The sequence below is a fragment of the Brachybacterium ginsengisoli genome (genome assembly GCF_002407065.1).
GTDB lineage: Bacteria > Actinomycetota > Actinomycetes > Actinomycetales > Dermabacteraceae > Brachybacterium > Brachybacterium ginsengisoli.
This window is the reverse complement of record NZ_CP023564.1, coordinates 217164-238936: the sequence shown is the minus strand read 5'-3', so window position 1 is coordinate 238936 and position 21773 is coordinate 217164. Positions and strand designations below refer to the sequence as shown.

Genomic DNA, 21773 nt, shown 5'->3' with positions numbered 1-21773 from the left:
GGCGCTGGTCGACCCCGGCAGCGGCAGCAAGTCCAGCAGCCCGACGCTCCACCTTCGCCCCGCACCACTCCCCCACTGCGGACTGTCAGCTGACGAACCAGATCCGCCCCGTATCTGGTTCGCCAGCTGACCGTCGGGCGGACGGCACCGAGCTCGCCTCACCACGGCGGCGGCGCACCGGCGATGCGCCATGAGGGCCGCGAGCGTCCGAGGTCCGCGAGGTAGGTGTTGATCCTGGCCTCGCCGGGCACCTCGATCCCCCGCGCCCCGAGGGCGTCGGCGAGCCGCACGAGGATGCGGCGCGGCCTCTGCAGATCGGCGCCGGTGGCCCGGATGACCGTCCACCCCAGCGCGGCGATCTCGTCACGCCGCATCTCGTCCTCCCGCCACTGCTGCTTCGTCCGATGCCCGTCCCCGTCGTACTCCAGGACGCATCCCGCTGCCGACCACACGAGGTCGAGATAGCGCTGCCGACCGCCCCGTCGCTCCTGGACGGGGAGGTTGAGACTCGGCTCCGGGAAACCCGTGCCGGTGATGATCAGCCGCATGATGGTCTCTCCCGGGGACCAGGCACGCTCTCGGGCCAGGTCGAGGGCCCGCCTCAGCTCTGCGACACCTCGATGCCCGCGCATCGTCGCGAGATGCTCCCTCAGCTGCTCCGGGCTGGTGGGCGGACAGGAGGTCCTCCCGGCGAGAACCGCATCGATCGCCGCGACGAGATCCCAGCGCGGCAGGACCGTCGCCAGCTCGCGCAGCGTCTCCGACGGAGAGGAGACCAGGAGGCGCCCGCTGGTCATCGTCGGCCCGGGTTCCCATCTGTGCACTCGGACGCCCCTGATGGTCCCGGCACCTGTTCCCGGCGCGATGCGGCAGTGCAGCAGCGGCAGGGCCGCGCCGGAGCGCAGAGACCGATCGTCGGCAAGGGCGGGCAGTGGCCCGCCACGACGCTCGCCGTCCTCCCGCCCGAGGATCCGTGCGACCCCGTCGTCGAGCTGCAGCGGCAGCGGTATGCCCCAGATCAGTGCGGCGCTGGAGTGGCTCAGGACGCTCCCCGGCAGCACGGCGTCCTGCAGCACCCATGCCATCGCGTCGAAGGTCATCGGGCGATCCGTCAGGGTGAGGTGACCATGGAAAACCGTGGTGAACTCCGGCCCGGCGAGGTCGCGGCTGTGCGCCCCGAGGCGCATCCACTCCCGCCTCGTCAGGAGCGCCCCGCCGTAGTCCCGATAGCTCTTCGCCATGAGGCCGACAGTACGAATCCGGTGACATCATCACGCGCCCGGCCCGGACGCTGTGGACGACCTGCACTTAGGGAGGAACGGTGGCGACCCGCTGCCCGGCTGCACCGACACGGCTGCACCGACCCGGCTGATGTCGACCCGGCTGATGTCGACCTCGCCCGCCCGTCGATCGCGACGGGAACCCGACGGTCAACTGGCGATCCACTTCGGGGGCAGAAGTGGTTCGCCAGCTGACCGTCGGCGACCCGCGCCGACGGGCCGACCCGCGCCGACGGGCCCACCTGCGCCGATGGGCCCGCGGGAGGGTGGGACGGCAGGGGCGCGGGCCGGCGCCCGCCTCAGCCCTCGACGCCCGAGAGGTCCAGGCGGCCCGGGTGGGTGTAGATGTTCAGGCGGCCGTCGCCGTCGTCCGCGGCGCGGGTGAAGCCCACGAGGGTCTGGCCGAACTCCTCGGCGGTGTCGACCGCGAGGGAGGTCGCGGCGGAGACGCAGGCCAGCAGCGGGATCCCGGCGAGGCAGGCCTTCTGCGCGATCTCGAAGCTGGCGCGGGAGGAGACCAGCAGGAAGCAGTCACGCAGCGGCAGGCGGTCCGCGAGCAGCGCCCAGCCGATCACCTTGTCCACCGCGTTGTGCCGCCCCACGTCCTCACGGACCACCAGCAGGTTCCCCTCGAGATCCACGAGCGCCGCGGCGTGCACTCCCCCGGTGCGGGCGAAGACGGGCTGCTGCTCGCCGAGCGTGCGGGCCGCCGCCAGGATCACGCGGGGGTCGATGCTCCAGCTCCGCTCCAGGTCATGGCGGGCCTTCTGGCGGACCGCGTCGATGCTCTCCGCCCCGCACACCCCGCAGGCGGACCCGGCGGAGAAGCTCCTCGCGGCGACCGGCAGCAGCTGCGGCCGGGCGGTGGTGAAGTCCATGACGTTGTAGGTGTTCCGGGCGAACCCGGTGCCGTCGTCGACCACGGCGCCGTCGCAGTAGCGGGCCTCGCGGATGTCCTCGCGATGAGCGATCAGCCCCTCGCCGTGGAGGAACCCGTGGATCAGCTCGATGTCGTGACCCGGGGTGCGCATGGTCAGCGAGAGCTGCTGACCGTTCAGGCGGATGTCCAGCGGCTCCTCGACGGCGACGTGGTCGCCCTTGCGCCCTGAGTACAGCCGGCCGTCGCGCACCCGGACGGTGCGGAGGCGTGCGGTGTCGGTGACCCTGCCCATCCTCCGAGGGTATCCCGGACGAGCGGGCCGACGGCGGCCGACCAGGCGGGACGACCGACGGGCCGACGGCGATCGCCAGCACCGGCCGGTCGAACCAGCGACGGCGGACGCCGCGAGGTCATCCCTCGCCGTCGGCCTCCTGGCGCGGGCCGCCTTCGGCGAGGGCCCGCGCCACCTCGAGCTGCTGCTCCCAGCCGCGGGAGTTCTCCTCGTAGTTCCTGCGGCGCAGCGACTCGTCGACGTCGATCCGTGCGAAGCCGCGCTCTCGCACGGTGAGCCGCACCAGGTTGCGCGAAGCGCTCCCGGCGGGGTCGATGATGAAGGTGACCGTGTTGTGCGGCGCGTCCGAGATCTCGCCGAGGCCGCCGCCCAGCCAGCGGAATCCGATCTTGTGCGGGGGCTCGTGGGCCTCGAGCGCGAGCTGGAAGCTGCCGTGCACGGGGTCCACGACCCGGGTGACGGGTCCGGTGCGGGTGATGGTGTGCTCGCGGTACTCGCCGTCGTTGATGAACCAGCCCGGCTCGCGCACGATCGCGAAGACCTTCTCGGCGCTGGCCTTGATCAGGACGCTGCGCTCGATCTCGTCAGGGACGCTCACATCGGCGGGCAGAGCGGAATCGTCAGCCATGGCAGTGCTCCTCGGGGCGGGGGATGGCGGCCTCGTCGCCGCGTGAGGAGAGACTCTCAGATTTCGGCCGACGGGGCGACCTCGCCCCGCCCGACCTCGCCCCGCTCGACCTCGCCCAGCCCGCGCTCGCTCTGTTCTCGGTCGCGCGGCTCCCGGTCGCGCCGCTCCGCCTCCTCGCGGATCCCCTCGAGCCGCCGGTCCCAGCCGCGGGCGACGATCCCGAGCAGGTCGGAGACCTCGAGGATCCGCTCCGCGTCGACGCTGTGCACGCGTCGGCGGGAGGCGCGGGCGGCGCGGACCAGACCGGCCCCTTCGAGGATCCGCAGGTGCTTGGCGACGGCCTGCCGGCTCACGTCGAGGTCACGGGCCACGGAGCCGGCGTCGTCCGGGGTCTCCGCGAGGCGCACCAGGATCTGCCGACGGGTGCGGTCGGCGAGGGCCGCGAAGGTCTCATCGGCCCCCTCCCCCAGCAGGACCAGGCTCGGGGTGCGCGCGCTCATGCCGCCTCGGCGCGGAGCCGGGCCACCTCGAGCTCCTCGATCCAGCCCCGGGTGTTGTCCTCGAAGCGGGTGCGGCGCTCCGCGGCGTCGCGGGAGATGCTCGCGAAGCCGGTCTCCCGCACGGTGAGGAGCACGCCGTCACCCTCGGGCTCGAGCGTGAACTCGACGGTGGTCGCGGGGTGGTCGGCGAGGTCGCCGTTCTCCCCGGCCAGCCACTGGAACACGGCGCGATGGGGCGGATCGAGCTCGACGGTGCGGATCGCGAACTCGCCGTGGTCCGGGTCGACCAGGCGCGAGATGTCGCCCTCGACGGTGATCCCGTGGGCGCGGTACTCACCGCTGTTGATGAACCAGCCGGGCTCGCTGACCACCGCGAACACCGTCTCGGCGGTGGCGGCGACGTGGATGCTGCGGAGGATCTCGTCCGGCACGTCAGCGGTGGCGGCGGAGGTCTGTGCGGTGTCCTGCTCGGTCATGGTCTCTCCCGGTGCGTTCGATGGACCCGCCGACCGGAGCGGCCGACGGGTCCAGCGTCGCACGGGATCCCCTTTGATGCAACCCTCCGGTTGCACTAGGGGTGGTCGGAGCCGGGTCAGCCCTTGGTGACCGCTGCGGCGAGCAGGTTCAGCGACTGCTCGAGGTCCTCCTGCGGGATCGCGGGGAAGCCCACCTTCTGCAGCAGCTTCTGATCGGTGATGCGCGACCAGTCGTAGGTCAGCTCCACCTCGGTCGCGTCGGCGCCCTGCGGGGTGAGGGTGTAGAGCCACTCCCAGCCCAGCGGGCCCTCGGGGGCGGAGCCGTCCTCGCCCTCGGGCGCGGGCTGCCAGCCGATCATCTTGTTCTCGTCGTACGCGGTGACGAAGTTGTGGGTGCGGTAGTCCCCGCCCATCGCCTCGCGGTGCATGTTCATCACGAACTTCTCGCCGGACTTGTCGATGCGCTCGGTGTCCTCGGCGCTGCGCACCGTGCCGGAGCCGTCGAACTCGGGATGCCGCGCGGGCAGCGTGAGCAGGGCGAACAGGTCCTTCGCGGGGGCGTCGATCGTGCGGGTGACGGTCACGTGGGTCTGGTTGCTGGTCATGCCGCCACTCTGCCGTCCGAGCGCGCCGATGTCATCCGCGGAATCGACCGGACGGTCGATGTGGGGCACCTGCGCAGGTCACAGCGGTTCCGCGACCGCCTGCTCGAGGGTGCGCGGCGGCCTGCCGAGCACCTCCTCCACTCCCCCGCCGACCACGTCGAGCTCGCCGTCCGCGATCGCGGTGTACGTGCTGATCCAGGCGTCGACCTGCCAGTCCGGGGCGCCGTACGGGGCGCGGGAGGCGCGCGCCTCGGCGAGCGTCTCGTCCACGAACTCGTACTCCTCGCCGCGGGCGCGGGTCATCAGGAGCGCGGCCTCGGCGAAGCTCACCGCGACCGGCCCGGTGAGGTCGAGGGTGCGCCCTGCCCAGGGTGCGGGATCGCGCAGCACCGCCGCGGCGACCTCCGCGACGTCGCGGCGGGACACGAAGGCGCAGCGACCGGTGCCGCCCGGGCCGCGGATCACGCGATCGGGTCCGGCGAAGTCCAGGAGCACGTCGGCGTAGAAGCTGTCGCGCAGGAGGGTCCAGGCGAGGCCCGAGCCGCGCAGCAGCTGCTCGGTCGCGCCGTGGTCCCGGGCGAGGGTGAAGCCGGCATCCTCCGAGGCCCCGAGGAAGGAGGTGTACACGACATGCCCCACTCCCGCCTCGGTGGCCGCCTCGATCGCGATGCGGTGCTGGTCCAGACGGTCCGCCGCCTCCCCCGCGGAGACCAGCAGCAGGGCGTCGGCCCCCGCGAAGGCGGCGCGGCAGGCGGCGGCGTCCGAGAACTCCGCCTGGGCGACCTCGGCGCCCTCGATCCGCGGAAGCCGGTCGAGGGAGCGGCCCACGAGGCGCAGCTGCACTCCCGGGGCGCCGACGAGGCGGCGCGCCGCCGCAGCCCCGATCCGACCGCTCGCGCCGGTCAGGACGATGCGCATCAGACCAGGCCCTTCTCCGTCAGCCAGCCCTTCGCGATCTCGGCGGAGGAGGTCTGGTCGACCACGCTCTGGCGGTTCAGCTCCACGAGGTCGTCGGCGCTGAGCTGGGCGAGCACGCCGTCGATCGCCGTCGCAGCGGCCTCGTCGACCTTCTCCGAGACCACGGGGACCACGTTCTGCGGCAGGATCAGCGACTCCGGGTCCTCGAGCACCACCAGGTCGTTCTCCACGATCGCGGGGTCGGCGGTGTAGATGTCCGCGAGCTGCACGTCCCCGTCGGTGAGGGCCTTGACGGTGAGCGGGCCGCCGGAGTCCTCGACGGGCACCACGGAGAGGTCCACGCCGTAGACCGACTTCACGCCCTCGGGGCCGTAGGGCCGCACCTCGAACTCGCTGTTGGCCGCGACCTTGAGCTTCTCGTCGACACCGGCGAGATCGCCGATGGTCTTCAGGGAATGGGTCGAGGCGAAATCGGCGGTGGTCGTGTAGGAGTCCTGGTCGGTGGCCTCCGCGAAGGAGAGCACCCGCAGCCCGTCGGGCAGCGCCTCGCCGAGCGCGCTGTGGATCTCCTCGGGGCTCGCGGACTCCGCCTCCGAGTCGTAGTGCTGGAGCAGGTTGCCGAGGTACTCGGGCATCACGTCGAGCTTCCCGGCCTCGAGCTCGGGCATGTAGACCTCGCGCTGGCCGATCTGGAACTGGCGGTCCACCGTATGCCCCTCCGCCTCGAGCACCTGCGCGAACAGCTCGGCGAGGATCTCGTTGGAGTAGTAGGCCTGGGAGCCGACGGCGAGGGAGGCCGCGCCGCCGCCGTCCGAGCCGCCGTCGGACGCGCCGCCCTCGCCGCCGGAGCCGTCCCCCTCGGCGAAGGGGTCGGAGCTGCCGCAGGCGGCGGCGCCGAGCGCGACCCCGCCGAGGCCGAGCGCGCCCAGCAGATGACGACGGGTGCTGTGAAGGGTCATGGGGAGCTCCTGGGGTGCGAGGTCGGGTCGGGTCGGTCGGAGGGACATCAGGCGGCGGTCCCACGCGGGGCGGTGAGCCGTTGGAGCAGCAGCAGGGAGAGGTCCAGGACCAGGGCGAGGACGATCACCAGCAGCGAGCCGGCGATCATCTGCGGATAGTTCTGCGAGCCGAGGCCCTGGAAGATGAAGCGGCCCAGCCCGCCGCTGCCCACATAGGCGGCGAGCATCGCGGTGGCCACGACCTGCATGGTCGCCCCGCGCACGCCGCCGATCAGCAGGGGCAGCCCGAGCGGGATCTCGACCCGGGTGAGGATCTGCCGCTCGGTCATCCCCTGCGCGCGGGCGGCGTCGACGGTGGCCGGGTCCACGGACTCCACGGCCGAGTACGCCCCGGCCAGCAGGGAGGGTATCGCGAGGATGACGAAGGAGAGCATCGGCGCGGTGAGCCCGATGCCCACCAGCAGCGCGAACAGGGTCACCAGGCCCAGGGTGGGCAGGGCCCGGGCGGCACCGGCGACCGCCACGGTGAGTCCCTTGAACCGGCCCGTGTGCCCCACGTAGAGGCCGATCGGGACCGCGATCAGGGCGGCGATCAGCACGCCGAGCGCGGTGTAGCCCAGGTGCTCGAGGGTGCGCACCGGCACCCCGGCAGGACCGGACCAGCGGGACGGGTCGCCCAGCCAGACGAGGGCGTCGAGGAAGGGGTTGCCGTTCATGGCCTGCGTCCCTCCTGCCGACGGGTCCAGGGCATCACCGCGCGTCCCAGCAGCACCAGCAGAGCGTCGGTGAGCAGGGCGAGGGCGGCGGTGGCGATGATCCCGGCGGCGATCTCCGCGACGATCCCGCGACGCAGCCCGTCCACGAACAGCATGCCCAGGCTCGGCACCCCGAGCACGCCGCCCACGGTGACCAGGGAGATCGTGCTCACCGCGACCACCCGCACCCCGGCCAGCAGAACGGGGCCGGCCAGCGGCAGCTCGACCTGCAGGAACCGGGCGCCGGGCGCGTAGCCCTGGGCGGTGGCCGCGCCGAGCACGTCCCGGTTCACGGAGCGGAAGGCGTCCGAGGCGGTGGGGACCATCAGCGCGAGCCCGTACAGCGACAGCGCGATGATGATGTTCAGCGGGCTGCGCACCCCGGTCCCGATCAGGCCCGGCAGCAGCACGAACAGCGGGAGCGAGGGGATCGCGTACATCAGCCCGGAGGCGGTGGTCACGCCGGTGCGCAGCCAGCCGCGGGCGTTGCACAGCTTCGCCAGCGGCAGGGACAGCAGCAGCGCCACCAGGATCGGCGGCAGCGACTGGAGCAGGTGCGCGCCGGTGTACTCGGCGATCACGCCGAGGTTCGCCAGGATCCAGGTCACGAGGAGCGCTCCGGGCCCGCGTCCCGGGGTCCGTCGGCCGCGGCGAGCACGCCGGCGGCGCGCCCGTCTGCGTCGATCACGACGTCGCGCCCGTCGACCCGTTCGACATGGAGGGTGCGGGCGCCGCGGTCGGCGCCGACGAAGCTGGTCACGAAGTCGTCGGCCGGAGCGGCGAGGATCTCCTGCGGGGTGCCGACCTGGGCGATCACGCCGCCGGGCTTCAGGATCACGACCCGGTCGCCGAGCAGGAAGGCCTCGTCGATGTCGTGGGTGACGAAGACGATCGTCTTGCGCAGCTCGCGCTGGAGGCGCTGCAGCTCGTGCTGCAGCTCTGCGCGCACGATCGGGTCGACGGCCCCGAAGGGCTCGTCCATGAGCAGGATGTTCGGATCCGCGGCGAGGCCCCGGGCCACCCCCACGCGCTGCTGCTGGCCCCCGGAGAGCTGGGAGGGGTAGCGCTCGGCGAGCGCGGCGTCGAGGCCGACGGTCTCCATCAGCTCGTGCGCGCGCGTGCGGGCCTCCGCCCGACCGGTGCCGCGCAGCACGGGGACGGTGGTGATGTTGTCGAGCACGGTGCGGTGCGGGAGCAGACCGGAGGCCTGCATGACGTAGCCGATCGAGCGGCGCAGCTGAACGGGATCCAGGCTCGCGACGTCATCGCCGTCGATGTGGATCCGGCCCGCGGTGGGATCGACCATGCGGTTGATCATCCGCATCAGGGTGGTCTTGCCCGATCCCGAGGTGCCCACGAGCACGACGGCCTCATGGGAGTCGATGTCCAGGCTGAAGTCCTCGACGGCCAGCGTGCCGCCGGGGTACTCCTTGCGGACGTTCTCGAAGCCGATCACGGGGCCTCCCTGGTTGGGATCGTCGTACAGAAGGTCGAGTTCTGCGGTGTCGACAGTACTGCATCCTTCGGGCCCCTCTGCGGTCCCGGGCTGTCCCGACACCGCATGATCCCGCCGGTCAGGCGCCGTCGTCGAGCGGTGCCCGCTCCTCGACCCGCAGGCTGCCGCGGTGCACCTCGAGCGCGGCACCCTGGGCGAGGGTCGCGAAGCCCTGCTGCGGGTAGCCGGTCGAGGAGACGAGCACCCGGTCGTGATCGGCCCGCCAGCGCAGGTCGTACACCTCCGGGGGCTGATCCGTCGGGGCCTGCGAGGGATCGTGCTGGGCGTAGGCGACGAGGGTTCCCGGGGTGGTCAGCAGGCAGTTCAGCGACTCCGGCGGGCGTCCGGACAGCTCGAGCAGCAGGTCGGTGAGCTCCGCGGCGGCGTGCTGGACAGCGCCGGCGAGGTCCGGGCGGCCCTCCCGGGCCGGGAGCTCGGCGAGGTGGGCGGTGATCAGCGAGAGGAACAGCTCCGAGTCCGTGGTGCCGTGCGGGGGTCGGCCGCCGCGGGCGAGGATCCTCTCGCGCAGCTCGTCGGAGAGGTCGAACTGGCCGTTGTGGCTGAAGGTCAGCTCCCCCTCGTCGAAGGGGTGGGTGTTGTCGGGGGTGAGGGCGAGGCCCACGCTCGCACGGCGCAGGTGCACCACGATCACCTCGCCGCGGGCCGCCTCGACCGCCTCGCCGTAGTCGCCGGAGGCCAGCGCGGTGTCGACGCCGCGGCGCAGCATCGGCCGACGGGGCGCGGGGTCATCGCCCCCGTCGGCCCCCGAGCCGTCCGGGTACCAGGCCACGCCCCAGCCGTCCTTGTGCCGCTCGGACAGCGCGGTGAACAGCGGCAGCTCCGCCGGGACGATCTGGGGCAGGGTCCCGCCCTCGCGGGAGACGACGCCGAGCAGACGGCACATGGGGATCCCTTCTCAGCTCGCCGCCGCGCGCTTCTTCATCCGCGCGTCCAGCGCGAGTGCGAGGCGGGTGAGCAGGAGGTTGATGACGATGTAGATCACGGAGACGACGAGGTAGGTCTGCACCAGGTAACGGGTGATCGAGACCAGCGTCTTGCCCTGGAACTGCAGCTCGTTGTAGCTGACCACGTAGCCGAGCGTGGAGTCCTTCAGCAGGGTGACCAGGGCGAGGATCAGGCTGGGCAGCACCAGGCGCACCGCCTGCGGCAGGATCACGTAGAGCAGGGAGTCGCGGCGGCTGAGCCCGATCGCGTCGGCCGCCTCGTGCTGGCCCTTGTCCACCGCGCGGATCCCGGCCCGGAACACCTCCGCGGTGGCCGCGCTGGAGACCAGGATCATCGGCACCACCAGCATCCAGAACCGCGGGAAGGTGACGCCGAAGGCGGGCAGCGCCAGCAGGAACGCGTAGACCACCAGCAGCATCGGGATGCCGCGGAAGAACTCGATCCAGGTGATCGCGACCGCGCTCAGCAGGCGCAGGCGGGACATCCGCGCCAGCGCGAGCAGCAGGCCGAAGGGGAAGGCGACCACCGCCGCGAGGGCCGTGACCTTGAGGGTGCCCCACAGGCCCTGGCCGAGGAAGGCGAGGTAGTCGGCGCGGAGGTAGACGACCCACTTGTTCGGGTCCAGCTGCCCGTTGGCGTGGAACTGCCACAGCGCCCCCGCGAGCAGCGCCGCGATGAGCACCACGCTGAGGATCGAGAGCAGCAGGATGCGTCGTCGCCCCTTCGGGCCCGGGGCGTCGAAGAGGACCTGCGTGGCTGAGGAAGTGCTCATGCGCCCATCTCCTCCCGCTCGTTCCTCGCAGTTCGTCGACCGGCTGAAGAAGTGCTCATGCGCCCATCTCCTCCCGCTCGTTCCTCGCAGTTCGTCGACCGGCTGAAGAAGTGCTCATGCCTGCGCTCCCGCCGTGACGTCCAGTGCGGGGCGGGACCCGGCGCCGCGGGTCCGGCCGGGGGCGACCGCGCGCTCGATGACGCCGCCGAGCGCGGCGCCGCCGAGGGACAGGACCAGGTAGACCGCGCCCGCGATGAGGAACATCAGCACCGCCTGCGCGTAGCGGATGTTCAGGGTCTGGGTCACCCAGGTGACCTCCTGGACCGCGATCGCGGAGCAGAGCGCCGAGCCGATCACGGTCCCGATGAACACGTTGACCAGCGGCTGCACCATCGAGCGGAAGGCCTGCGGGAGCACCACCCAGCGCAGCGTCCCGAAGAAGCCGAGCCCGATCGACCGCGCCGCCTCCGCGTGGCCGATCGGCACGGTGTTGATGCCCGAGCGCACGTTCTCGCACACGAACGCCGCCGAGGAGAGGGTCAGCCCCAGCACGCCGCACCAGAAGTACGGCAGCAGCAGGCCCACGTCCGGCAGGCCGAAGGAGATGAGGATCAGCAGGCTCAGCAGCGGGATGTTGCGGAAGATCTCCACGTACACCGTCGCGATCCCGCGCAGCGGCGGGATCGGGCTGACCCTGGCCACGGCCAGGAGCGTGCCGAGGACCAGCGCGAAGGCGTAGCCCAGCAGCGTGAGCGCGATCGTGGTCCCGACCCCCTGCAGCAGCAGGGGGAGGTTCTCGCGGATGGCATCCATCGGGTCCCTCTCGGTGGGGTCCGGGGCGGCCGACGGGTCGCGCCCGGTGCGGGCGCCCCCGTCGGCGCGGGTCGGGGGTGGGGATCAGCGGCGCGGCCGACGGTGCCGGTCCGCGCCGCGGCGCGGCTCAGGCCGGCAGGTCGCCGGGCACGGGCGGCTCGGGAGCCTCGCCGTCGACGACCTCGCCGATCGTGGCGGTCCACAGCGACTTCCAGGTGCCGGAGTCGATGATCTCCTTCAGGAAGGCGTTGACGAGGTCGAGCGCTCCCTCCGCCTCCTGGGACAGGCCCACGCCGTAGGGATCGTCGACGAAGGGCTCGCCGACCACCACCACGTCGGGGTCCGCGGCGGAGTTGCCCAGCAGAACGCCCTGGTCCAGGACGTATGCGTCGGCCCGGCCCTGCTTGAGCGCGGCCACGCAGGACTCGTTGTCCGGGAGGGACTGCACGTCGCCGGGATCGGTGACGTTGTCCTCGATGGCCTGGACGCCGGTGGAGTTGGACTGGGTGACGAGCTTGAGACCGGTGAGGTCGTCGGGGCCCGAGATCGTGTCCTTGTCCTCCGCGCGCACCTGGATGGCCGTGCCGGAGAGGTAGTACGGGCCGGCGAAGTCGATGACCTCCAGGCGCTCGGGGGTGATCGAGTAGGTGGCGATCACGCAGTCCACGGTGCCGTTCTGCACCAGGGTCTCGCGGGTCTCGACGGTGGTGTCGATGTACTCGACCTTCTCCTCGCCGCCCTCGCCCAGGATGTACTTCGCCAGCAGCTGGGTGATCCCGGCGTCGAAGCCGGTGGGCTGGTCGCCGCTGGTGGAGGCGAGGGAGAAGACCTGGTTGGCGACGGTGCCGCCGCGGATCAGCTGGTCCTTCTCCTTGATCGACTGCGCCCAGGGGCTCTTGGCGATCGCCTCCTCGGAGGCGACGGGGCCCGAGGCGAGGACGTCGGCCATCGAGCCGGCCTTCTCCTCGCCCTCGCCGCCGCCGCCGAGGTCGGGGCCCTCACCGGTGTCGGAGGAGCAGGCGGCGAGGCCCGCCAGGGGCAGGGCGGCGGCTGCGGCGACGACGGCGCGGCGGCCGGGTCGGAAGCTGGTGCGGGTCATGGATCTCTCCGATGTCTCGTGCCGCTCCGGGCGGTGCGGCGGGGATGGATGGGACGGCGCCTGGCGGGGAGCCGGGGTCGGTGGCGAGGAGGTCAGGGGCGAGGGGTCAGTGGGCGAGGATCTTGGACAGGAACGCCTTGGCGCGATCGCTCTCGGGCGCGGTGAAGAACGCCTCCGGATCGCCCTGCTCGACGATCTCCCCCTGGTCCATGTAGACCACGCGGTCGCACACGTGCCGGGCGAAGCCCATCTCATGGGTGACCACGAGCATGGTCATGCCCTGCTCGGCGAGCTCGGTCATGACGTCGAGGACCTCGTTGATCACCTCGGGGTCGAGGGCCGACGTGGGCTCGTCGAAGAGCAGCGCCTTGGGCTTCATCGCCAGCGCGCGGGCGATTGCCACGCGCTGCTGCTGGCCGCCGGACAGCGCGGTGGGAAGCGAGTTCGCCTTGTCCTCGAGGCCGACGCGGCGCAGCAGCTCCATCGCCTGCTCGTCGGCCTCGGCCTTGGCGGTGCCGCGCACCCGGCGCGGGCCGAGGGTGACGTTGTCGATCGCCTTGAGGTGCGGGAAGAGGTTGAAGCTCTGGAACACCATGCCCACGTCGGCGCGCAGGCGGGTGAGGTCCTTGCCCTCCTCCGGGAGCTTCTCGCCGTCGATCGTGATCTCGCCGGCGGAGATGGTCTCCAGGCGGTTCAGGCAGCGGCACAGGGTCGACTTGCCGGAGCCGGAGGCGCCGATCAGCGCGACCACCTCGCCGCGATGGATGTCCAGGTCGATGTTCTTCAGCGCCTGGAAGTCGCCGAAGAACTTGTCGACCCCGCGGGCGGAGATGAGGGCCTCGCCGATCTGCTTCGGCACGGGGGCCGCGGAGGCCTGGCCGGCCGAGGCACCGCCGGGAGCGCTCGCGGGGGCGCCTGCGGCGGTGTCGGGGGCGCCTGCGGCGGTGTCGGGGGCGCCGGACCCGTCGGCCGAGGCGGGCGTGCTGCTGTCGTCCATCCCCCGAGAATGCTGTGCTCGGCGACATCTGTCCACATGACGGCACGACTGGTCGCATGTCGGGATGTTTTCGTGACCGCAGATGACGGTGCCTGACGGGGTCGCGTTACCTCCTGGTCATGCACGGTTCTGAACCAGATCCTGGTTCAGAACCGCGCATGACCGCTCGGTCACCGAGCGGGGAGGCGGGAGCCCGCCAGCTCAGCCCGCGCGGGGCGCCAGCGGCTCAGCCCGCGCGGGGGATCCTGGCGGCTCAGCCCGCGTGGGGGACCCTGGCGGCTCAGCCCGCGCGGGGGACCCTGGCGGCTCAGCCCGCGTGGGGGACCCTGGCGGCTCAGCCCGCGCGGGGCGCCAGCGGCTCAGCCCGCGCGGGGCGGCGGCGGCTCAGCCCTGATACGCGCCCTGGTACACGGCGTCGAAGGGGGTCGCGCCGCCCTGGCGGTTCTCGATCGAGCTGGTCACCACGGCCTTGGCGGTGCGGGCGGCCTCGAGCGGGGTGGCGCCCTTGGCGAGCTCGGCGGTGACCGCGGCGGCGAGGGTGCAGCCGGCGCCGGAGACGCGGTGCTCGCCGATCTTGGGGCTGCGCAGCTCGACGGTCTGCTCGCCGTCGTAGAAGACGTCCACGGCCTCGTCGCCCTCGAGGACCACGCCGCCCTTGGCCAGCACGATCACGTCGTAGGTGTCGTGGATGCGGCGGGCCGCCTCGGTGAGGTCCTCGACGGACTCGATGCTGTCCATCCCGGAGAGGGTGAGCGCCTCGAAGTGGTTCGGGGTCACGAAGGTGGCCAGCGGCAGGATCTTCTCCTTGAGCGCGTTGTCCGTGTCCAGAGCGGCGCCGGCCTCCTGGCCCTTGCAGATCAGCACCGGGTCCAGGACCACATTGGTGAAGGAGCGCTCGGCGAGCGAGGCGGCGACCGTGTCGATCGTGACGGGGGTGCCGAGCATGCCGATCTTGACCGTGTCGATCTCGTGCACGGCGGTGGTGGCCTCGATCTGGTCGGCGATCACCTGGGGGTCCACGGGCACGAAGCGGTGGCCCCAGTCATTCTTCGGGTCGAAGGAGACGATGCAGGTCAGGGCCGCAGTGCCGAAGGTGCCGAGCTGATGGAACGTCTTGAGGTCCGTCTGCGCCCCGGCGCCTCCGGTGGTCTCGGAGCCGGCGATGGTGAGGGCGACGTGAGTCATGGGGGCCTTCCTTGGAGGGGTCGTCATCGATGCCGCGCGTCCGCGCCCGTCGGCCGAGACCGACGGAGCCGTCGCTGCGGCGGGGTCCGGGCGCTCCCAGGGCCGGGATCCTCCGAGGACCCGCCAGCCCGTCGCCGCGGATGCGCCGCGCGCTCCCAGGGCCGGCACCTGTGAGGTGGCTCCGACCCGTCGCGACGGCGAGGCCCGATCCTATCGCCTCGGGTACAGTGCCGTGCGTGCTGACGCCGGATCCGACCGCGCAGGAGACCCCTGCCCGCCCCACTTCCACCAGCACCTCCCTGCGTGATCGCAGCTCCGCAATGCTCCGCGAGCATCTGCGCCCCACGATCCAGTTCCTGCTGGTGGGCGGCGTGGTGTTCCTGCTCGACACCGCGATGTACAACCTGCTCGTGTTCTGGAGCCCGAGCCACGGCTGGGGCACCGGGCTCATGCACGGGACCCCGCTGACCGCGAAGGTGCTGACCATCGCGGTCGCCTCCTGCCTGACCTATCTGGGCAACCGCCTGTGGACCTTCGGCGACCGCCCGCGGCCCGGCACCACCCGGTCGATCATGCTGTTCATCCTGGTCAACCTCATCGCGGCCGGCCTGCAGCTCTCCTGCCTGGGCTTCTCCCGCTACGTGCTGGGGCTCGACTCCGTGCTGGCTGACAACATCTCCGGCACCCTGATCGGGCAGGTCGTCTCGACCTCGTTCCGGTATGTCACCTACGGGCGGCTGGTCTTCCCGAAGCACTGAGCGGCGCGATCGGGGCACGCCCGGGCCGCACTGCGCGCCACGCCCGCGCCCGCACTCGCACCCAGATCCCGCGCCGTCGACGCGCTCCGCGCCCAGACCCCGCGCCGTCGACCGTCAGCTGGCGAGCCACTCTCGGCGCGGATCTGGTTCGCCAGCTGACAGTCCGCACAGGCGGCGGCAAGCGACGGCGGGCGGCGGCAGGCAGCGGCAGGCAGCGGCAGGCAGCGGCAGGCAGCGGCAGGCAGCGGCAGGCAGCGGCAGGCGGCGGCGGACGGCGGCAGGCGGCGGCAAGCGGCGGCAGGCAGCGGCAGGCGGCGCGGATCTGGTTCGCCAGCTGACAGTCCGCGCAGCCGATGCCACGGTGGATCGCGCCGCCCGCTCGCCCGCCGCCGAGCAGGGAGGAGTTCGCGGCGTTGACGACGGCGTCGGTGGTCTCGAGCGTGATGTCCCCCGGTCGGACGATGATCTCCATGCGCTGCTGCTCCTGCGTCGGCTCCGTGCGGCGCCTCGCGACCACGTGGCTCGGCCCGCCACGGTGGACCGCCCGACTCTGCGAGACTCGAGGACATGATCACCACCGGCCCCTGGACCCGTGCCGCCGACGCGGCCGGCCTGCTGCAGGACGGGCAGGCCCTCCCCACCGTGTTCGCCCGCATGTCCGCGCGCGCTCTCGAGCACGATGCGCTGAACCTCGGCCAGGGGTTCCCCGACGACGCCCCGCCCGATGCCGTCGCCGAGGCCGCGATCGCGGCGATCCGCCAGGGCCGCAACCAGTACCCGCCCGGCCCGGGGGACGCCGTGCTGCGCGAGGCGATCGCCGCTCATCAGGCGCAGTGGTACGGCCTGCAGTGGGATCCCGCGAGCGAGGTGCTGGTGACGACGGGCGCGACCGAGGCGCTCGCGGCGACGGTGCTGGCCCTGGTCGAGCCGGGCGACGAGGTGATCACCCTCGAGCCGTTCTACGACCAGTACGCCGCGATCATCGCCCTCGCCGGCGGGGTGCACCGCACCGTGCCGCTCACCTCGAGCACGGACCCCGACACCGGCGACCTGGTGCTGGACGTCTCCGCGGGCGCGCTGCGCGAGGCCTTCTCCGAGCGCACCCGGCTGGTTCTCGTGAACACCCCGCACAACCCCACCGGGAGGATGCTCTCGCCGGAGGTCCTCGCCGCGATCGTCGAGGAGGCGGAGCGCCACGACGCCCTGATCGCGACCGACGAGGTCTACGAGCACCTCACCTTCGGCGCCCCGCACCGGCCGATCGCCGCCCTGCCCGGGGCGCAGGACCGCACCATCTCGATCTCCTCCGCGGGCAAGACCTTCTCGGTGACCGGATGGAAGATCGGCTGGGTCACCGCCAGCCCGGAGCTGGTCACCGCGATCACCGGGGCGAAGCAGTGGCTGACCTACTCCTCGGGGGCACCGTTCCAGCCCGCGGTCGCGGCGGGCCTGGCGCTGCCGGCGTCGGCCTTCGAGGAGCTCGCCGCGGACCTGCGCGGCCGCCGCGACCTGCTCACCGACGGACTGCGGGAGATCGGCTTCCGCGTGAGCCTCGCCGACGCCGGGTACTTCACGGTCGCCGACGCGGGCCCGCTCGGGGAGCCCGACGCCGACGCGCTCGCGGAGCGGCTGCCGACGGAGGCCGGTGTGGTCGCGATCCCGCTGTCCGCCTTCTACCGCGACGGGCGGGCCGGCGAGGCGAGCGCCTACCTGCGTCTGGCCTTCTGCAAGAGCCGCGAGACGATCGAGCGGGCGCTCGAGCAGCTCGACGCCTGGGCGGCGCCGCGCCGCTGACCTCGCCGGTCGACGCTGGTGGCGGCGCACACCCTCGGAACAGCGATCAGCCCGCCCCTCCCCGGGATGCCGGGGACGGGCGGGCTGTCGAGCAGTGGGTGCGGGGACGTCAGCCGGCGGCGACCCAGACGGGCTGGGCGTCGAAGTTGAACAGCACGTCCGCCGTCAGCAGGCCGTCCTTGACCTTGTCCTTCGGCACGATGATGCCGATCTCGAACTCGGCGGTGCCGCCGTCATGGAGGGTCCCCACGTCGTAGGCGCTCTTCTCCGTGACCGTGCCCTCGTCCGAGTAGGTGTTGCCGCCGGACACGTAGTCGATGGTCACGGCGAGGAAGGGCTCCGCCGTTCCGTCGCCGTGGTAGGTCATCGTGACCGGGACGACGATGTAGGTCTCGTCGGCGCCGGGCTCTTCGTTGAACTGGTTGGCCTCCATCACCGCTGCGGTGCCGTCCCAGTTCACCGCCCCGACGGTGACGTCGAGCGTGCCGCCCTCGCCGTCCTCGAGGGTGAACATCTGGCCGGTCGCGTACGGCTTGTCCTTGCTACCGTCGCCGTCGCCGGCCGCAGGGGCTGCAGTGGTCTTCTCGGTCGGGTCCTCGGTGGGCTCGTCCGTCGAGTCCTCGGTGGGCTCGTCGGTCGGGTCCTCGGTGGGCTCGTCCGTCGGCTCGGCGGTCGGCTCGTCCGTCGTCTCGGTCGCCGTGGGGTCGCCGCCGCCGGTGGGCTCGCCGTCGCCGCGGGTGAACAGGAAGATCCCGCCGCCGACGACGACCAGGAGCACCACCAGCAGCGCGCATCCGGCGCAGAGGATGATCGGGAGCTTGTTGGACTTCTTCGGCGCCGCGCCCTGGGGTGCGAAGGCCTGGCCGCCGGTGTCGCCGAAGCTCGGCGCGAAGGAGGCGTCCTGGCCGTACCCGCCGCCCGGCGAAGCCTGCCCGTACGCGCCGTCCTGCCCGTACGAGCCGTCGGCCGGGGACTGGCTGCCGTAGGACTGGCCGTACTCCGGCTGCGACTGACCGGCGGCGTCGTAGCCGCCGTTCGCCGACGACTGGCCGTAGGGATCCTCGGACGGCGGCTGGCCCCATCCGTTCTGCGGTGGCTGCGACATGTTCTGCTCCGGCGCCGGATGCGGCGCCGTCCCCTCTCTCCTGACACGACCTGCTCTGGTCGAACCCCTGGGCCCGATCGCCACATAGTACGGCGCACCCAGGGTTCGCCCAGGATCATCAGATCGCTATCCGGTCACGAAACGCACCGCCCCGCTCCCAGGGCGAACGGGGCGGCGCGGTGACCTGTCCCGGGGCGGGAGTCCCGGAGGCAGGAGCGCCGTTCAGCCCCGCCCGGTGAACAGCTCGCCGTGGAAGGTGCGGCCCACGGCGCGCTGCGAGGCGCCCGAGGCGTCGAGGTAGGGCGTGACCCCGCCGCGGTGCCGGGGGAAGCCGGCGCCCAGGATCAGGGCCAGGTCCACCTGCTCCGGCCGTTCGACCACACCGGCATCGAGCATCAGCGCGATCTCCTCGGCGAGGCCGTCCTGGACCGCCTCGAGCAGGGCGTCGCCCACGGGTGCCGCGGCAGCGACGGACGGGTCCGTGCCGAACACCTCGGCGACGGTCGGGGAGACCGGCGGGTGCACGGCGGTCCTGCTCGGCTCGGTGAAGCGGGCCTTCTTCTCGGCCATCGCGCCCAGGCCCGGGGAGGCGTGGAAGCGGTCGCCGAGCTCCTCGAGGAGCACGGTCCCCACGTGGTCCGCGACCGCGAGGCCCACCAGATCCAGCAGCTCGAAGGGGCGCATGGGCATGCCGAGGGCGTCGAGGGAGGCGTCGACCTCGGCCGGGTCCGCGCCGGCGTCTACGGAGGCGAGCACCGCTCCGAGCACGCGGAACAGGAGCCGGTTGACGATGAAGCCCGGCGCGTCCGCGCTCCGCACGGCGAACTTGCGCATCCGCCGCACCACCTCGAGGCCGGTGGCGAGGGCCGCCTCGTCGGTGTCCTCGGTGTGGATCACCTCGACCAGGGGCATCTTGGCGACGGGGTTGAAGAAGTGCAGGCCCACGACGCGCCCTCGGTGGGTGAGGTCCTCCGCCATCCGCGCCACCGACAGCGAGGAGGTGTTGGTGACCAGCAGGGCGTCCTCCGCCAGGACGCTCTCGAGCTCGGCGAAGACGGACTTCTTGATCGCGAGCACCTCGGGGACGGCCTCGAGCACGAGGTCGCAGCCGGCGAGGTCCTGGAGGTCCGTGGTGGCGGAGAGGCTGTCGGCGAGGGCGGTCGCGGCGGCGGCGTCGAGCGACCCGCGGGCCGCGGTCCGGGCGATCACCTCGCGGGCGGCGGCGAGGCCCTTGGAGGCCGTGGCCGTGTCGAGGTCGCGCATAACGACGGGGACCCGGAGGCCCAGGGCCAGCTGGGCGGCGATCTGGGACGCCATGAGACCGGCGCCGGCCACACCGACGCGGCGGATCTCGCGCGCCCCCTCCACAGGGGCGCGGCCGGGCTTGCCGTGACGCAGCATCTCGGCGGAGTACATCGAGGCGGCGGCCGCATCGCTGCGCACCAGCTCGCCGAGCGCAGTGGCCTCGCGCTCGAGGGCGTCGGCGAGGGTGGAGCCGGGCAGCTCCTGGAGCAGGCGGAGAGCCCGGGCGACGGCGGGGGCGCCCTGCGCCTCGAGCCGACCGGCCCAGGTGCGGCGAGTCTCCGCACTCCCGTGCGGGGCGTCCAGGGCGTCCAGCAGCGCCTCGGCCTCGGGGGTGTCGGCGGCGGGCAGCGGCGCCTCGCGGCCGGCCCAGGCGCCGGGGGCGTCGGCGGGGGCGTCGGCCGCGGTCGCGGCGAGTGCTGGGTCCACCACGTCGGCGTCGCTCACGTCGAGGTCCACATGCGCGGCGACCAGGGCGGCGAACTGGTCCAGCGCCTCGTCGAGCCCCTCGGCCAGCTCGTCGACCAGGCCGTTCTCGAGGGCCTGCTCGGCGCTCAGCTGGGCGTCGCGCGCCGGGTCCTCGAGGATCATCCGCACGGCGGTCTCGGCGCCGACGACGGACTGCAGCAGCGTGGTGCCGCCCCAGCCGGGCAGGATCCCGAGGCTGGTCTCCGGCAGGCCGAGGCCCTTCACGCCGGGGGCGGCGGTGCGCACGTCGGCCAGGAGCGCGACCTCGAGGCCGCCGCCGAGGGCGACCCCGTTGAGATGGGCGAGGACGGGGACGGGGCTGGTGCGCACCCGGATCTGCAGCTCATGCGCGGCGCGGGTCATGCCCTCGACGTTCGAGACCGCAGTGGGGTCGGCGAACATCGACAGGTCGGCGCCGGCGAGGAAGACCTTCCCGGTGCCGGTCAGGGCGATGGCCTGGATCTCCCCAGCCTCGGCGCGGTCCAGGGCGGTGCCGATCGCGCCGGTGACGGCCTCGATCGAGCGGGGACCGAGGGTGGCGGGGCGGCGCTCCTCGCCCGCGGGCGGCGCGAAGGTCAGCACGGCCACGGTCCCCAGACCCGCGTGCTCGCGATCCTCTGTGAGGACTCGGGTGACGTGCTCGGTGTAGCTGCTCATCAGTGACCTTTCGCGATCTCTTCGTCGAGGGCAGGCGGCGCTCCGCAGGTTGCCTGATACTGCGGGTTTCAGATAGATGATGCCTCAGACCGCGGCCGGGTGTCCACCGCGCCCCGGCGCCTCGCGCCCCTCAGGTCGCCCGGAAGTACAGGACCTCCCCGGTGAAGGTCTCCAGACCCAGGCGGAAGCTGTCGACCTCGTCCTCCGGGACGAGGAACACGCTGCGGAAACGCGCGGTCTCGCCGTCCTCGAGCGGCCCCACCTGCTTCATCGGATCACCGACCAGGCCCTGGGCGATGTCCGGGAAATAGGTCAGCTCGGTCTCGCCGGTCAGCCAGAGCTCCTCGGAGGGCGCGAGCTGTCCGGCGCCCTCGTAGCGCACCTCGTAGGTCGCCAGGACCGCACGGTAGCCGTCCTGGACGACGCCCGTCGCGCTCGTGCCCGGGAGGGTCGCCGAGACCTCGACCTCGAGGGGCGTCACGAAGAGGGTCCCGCGGGTCCAGACGGTCCAGCTCACGGTGTGCTCGCCGATCGTGCCCGGGTCGTCGAAGCCGCCGGTCCCGTCGGTCACCTCGCGCCCCGAGGAATCGGTGACGGTGCCGGGCTCACGCGCCGGCTCGGACGTGGCCGGCGGGCCGGATCGGGTCGCGGGCGCCGAGGTCGGGGCGGCCGACGGGTCCACATCGGGCCCCCCGTAGAGGGTCTGCGCGGCGCCGAGCACGAGGGCGACCACGGAGACGGCGACCACGCCCTGGACCGCGACGATCCCGAGGATCGCCCAGGCGGGGAGTCGGCCGTCGCGGCCGGAGCTCTGCCCGGCATCGGGGGCGTCGGGGGTGCCGGCCTCCACGGTCGGGGCGGCCCAGGGCGAGAAGTCGCGGGGCGCCTCGCTGATCGGCGCCTCGTCCGCGAGGTCGGGGTCCGACGGGGTGGCGGCGGGCAGGGCGGGGCGCTCCGGCTCTTGCGGGCCGGCGCCGTCCTCCCAGTCGTACTCGGGAGGAGTCCCCTGTCCCGTGGTCATGCTCCGAGCCTAGAGGACGGAAACGAGGACGGAGGCGAGGAGGGAGGC

General features: G+C 72.7%; 22 protein-coding genes. 2 read left to right on the top strand and 20 right to left on the bottom strand.

Translation table 11 applies throughout. From position 1 onward, the window contains the following. Positions 1-158: 158 nt before the first annotated feature. From CFK41_RS01125 to CFK41_RS01045, 17 genes are all read right to left on the bottom strand, one after another. The gene (locus CFK41_RS01125; RefSeq protein WP_096798010.1) at positions 159-1241 is read right to left on the bottom strand and encodes a hypothetical protein; all 1083 of its coding nucleotides are present in this window, start codon (positions 1239-1241) and stop codon (positions 159-161) included. A 338-nt stretch (positions 1242-1579) separates the two neighbouring features. Then, complete coding sequence (fdhD, locus tag CFK41_RS01120) at positions 1580-2452, bottom strand: formate dehydrogenase accessory sulfurtransferase FdhD (protein ID WP_096798009.1); 873 nt, start codon at positions 2450-2452, stop codon at positions 1580-1582. Positions 2453-2570: 118 nt separating this feature from the next. Continuing rightward, the gene (locus tag CFK41_RS01115) at positions 2571-3080 is read right to left on the bottom strand and encodes an SRPBCC family protein (protein ID WP_096798008.1); all 510 of its coding nucleotides are present in this window, start codon (positions 3078-3080) and stop codon (positions 2571-2573) included. A gap of 56 nt (positions 3081-3136) precedes the next feature. Next, on the bottom strand, positions 3137-3580 hold the full coding sequence (locus tag CFK41_RS01110; protein ID WP_096798007.1) for an ArsR/SmtB family transcription factor: 444 nt from the start codon (positions 3578-3580) through the stop codon (positions 3137-3139). Beyond that, positions 3577-4056 carry an SRPBCC domain-containing protein gene (locus CFK41_RS01105; protein WP_096798006.1) on the bottom strand — a complete coding sequence of 160 codons (480 nt, stop codon included), beginning with the start codon at positions 4054-4056 and terminating at the stop codon, positions 3577-3579. The genes CFK41_RS01110 and CFK41_RS01105 overlap by 4 nt, the downstream gene beginning before the upstream one ends. A 116-nt stretch (positions 4057-4172) precedes the next feature. Continuing rightward, positions 4173-4661 carry an SRPBCC family protein gene (locus CFK41_RS01100; protein ID WP_096800876.1) on the bottom strand — a complete coding sequence of 163 codons (489 nt, stop codon included), beginning with the start codon at positions 4659-4661 and terminating at the stop codon, positions 4173-4175. Positions 4662-4739: 78 nt separating this feature from the next. Further along, positions 4740-5579 carry an SDR family oxidoreductase gene (locus tag CFK41_RS01095; RefSeq protein WP_096798005.1) on the bottom strand — a complete coding sequence of 280 codons (840 nt, stop codon included), beginning with the start codon at positions 5577-5579 and terminating at the stop codon, positions 4740-4742. After that, on the bottom strand, positions 5579-6538 hold the full coding sequence (locus CFK41_RS01090) for an ABC transporter substrate-binding protein (RefSeq protein WP_096798004.1): 960 nt from the start codon (positions 6536-6538) through the stop codon (positions 5579-5581). The genes CFK41_RS01095 and CFK41_RS01090 overlap by 1 nt, the downstream gene beginning before the upstream one ends. A gap of 47 nt (positions 6539-6585) precedes the next feature. Beyond that, positions 6586-7254 (bottom strand): ABC transporter permease, encoded by a 669-nt coding sequence (locus CFK41_RS01085; RefSeq protein WP_096798003.1) that lies wholly within the window; start codon positions 7252-7254, stop codon positions 6586-6588. After that, positions 7251-7901, bottom strand: a complete 651-nt coding sequence (locus tag CFK41_RS01080) for an ABC transporter permease (protein WP_096798002.1) — start codon at positions 7899-7901, stop codon at positions 7251-7253. Before CFK41_RS01080 ends, CFK41_RS01085 begins: the two co-directional genes overlap by 4 nt. Then, the gene (locus CFK41_RS01075) at positions 7898-8749 is read right to left on the bottom strand and encodes an ABC transporter ATP-binding protein (RefSeq protein ID WP_096798001.1); all 852 of its coding nucleotides are present in this window, start codon (positions 8747-8749) and stop codon (positions 7898-7900) included. The genes CFK41_RS01080 and CFK41_RS01075 overlap by 4 nt, the downstream gene beginning before the upstream one ends. 118 nt (positions 8750-8867) lie before the next feature. After that, on the bottom strand, positions 8868-9692 hold the full coding sequence (locus tag CFK41_RS01070; protein ID WP_096798000.1) for a class II glutamine amidotransferase: 825 nt from the start codon (positions 9690-9692) through the stop codon (positions 8868-8870). Between the two features lie 12 nt (positions 9693-9704). Further along, positions 9705-10526, bottom strand: coding sequence for an amino acid ABC transporter permease (locus CFK41_RS01065; RefSeq protein WP_096797999.1), 822 nt, complete (start codon positions 10524-10526; stop codon positions 9705-9707). A gap of 114 nt (positions 10527-10640) precedes the next feature. After that, entirely contained in the window at positions 10641-11339 is a 699-nt protein-coding gene (locus CFK41_RS01060) for an amino acid ABC transporter permease (protein WP_096797998.1), read from the bottom strand. A 127-nt stretch (positions 11340-11466) separates the two neighbouring features. Continuing rightward, complete coding sequence (locus tag CFK41_RS01055) at positions 11467-12438, bottom strand: glutamate ABC transporter substrate-binding protein (protein ID WP_096797997.1); 972 nt, start codon at positions 12436-12438, stop codon at positions 11467-11469. Positions 12439-12544: 106 nt separating this feature from the next. Then, positions 12545-13435: an amino acid ABC transporter ATP-binding protein gene (locus CFK41_RS01050; RefSeq protein ID WP_227873156.1), complete on the bottom strand. Its 891-nt coding sequence runs from the start codon at positions 13433-13435 to the stop codon at positions 12545-12547. A 384-nt stretch (positions 13436-13819) separates the two neighbouring features. Next, positions 13820-14620 (bottom strand): hydroxymethylpyrimidine/phosphomethylpyrimidine kinase, encoded by an 801-nt coding sequence (locus tag CFK41_RS01045; RefSeq protein ID WP_096797996.1) that lies wholly within the window; start codon positions 14618-14620, stop codon positions 13820-13822. 236 nt (positions 14621-14856) lie between these two features. On the opposite strand from CFK41_RS01045, the gene CFK41_RS01040 reads away from it, so the two are divergent. Together CFK41_RS01040 and CFK41_RS01030 are read left to right on the top strand one after the other, a co-directional pair. Then, entirely contained in the window at positions 14857-15378 is a 522-nt protein-coding gene (locus CFK41_RS01040; RefSeq protein ID WP_227873155.1) for a GtrA family protein, read from the top strand. Positions 15379-15945: 567 nt separating this feature from the next. Next, entirely contained in the window at positions 15946-17172 is a 1227-nt protein-coding gene (locus CFK41_RS01030; protein WP_096797994.1) for an aminotransferase class I/II-fold pyridoxal phosphate-dependent enzyme, read from the top strand. Positions 17173-17281: 109 nt separating this feature from the next. Here CFK41_RS01030 and CFK41_RS01025 read toward each other — a convergent pair whose 3' ends face one another. From CFK41_RS01025 to CFK41_RS01015, 3 genes are all read right to left on the bottom strand, one after another. Continuing rightward, complete coding sequence (locus CFK41_RS01025; protein WP_096797993.1) at positions 17282-18277, bottom strand: hypothetical protein; 996 nt, start codon at positions 18275-18277, stop codon at positions 17282-17284. A 222-nt stretch (positions 18278-18499) separates the two neighbouring features. Then, complete coding sequence (locus CFK41_RS01020) at positions 18500-20704, bottom strand: 3-hydroxyacyl-CoA dehydrogenase NAD-binding domain-containing protein (RefSeq protein WP_096797992.1); 2205 nt, start codon at positions 20702-20704, stop codon at positions 18500-18502. Positions 20705-20834: 130 nt separating this feature from the next. Beyond that, positions 20835-21725 (bottom strand): hypothetical protein, encoded by an 891-nt coding sequence (locus CFK41_RS01015; protein WP_096797991.1) that lies wholly within the window; start codon positions 21723-21725, stop codon positions 20835-20837. Positions 21726-21773 lie beyond the last annotated feature (48 nt).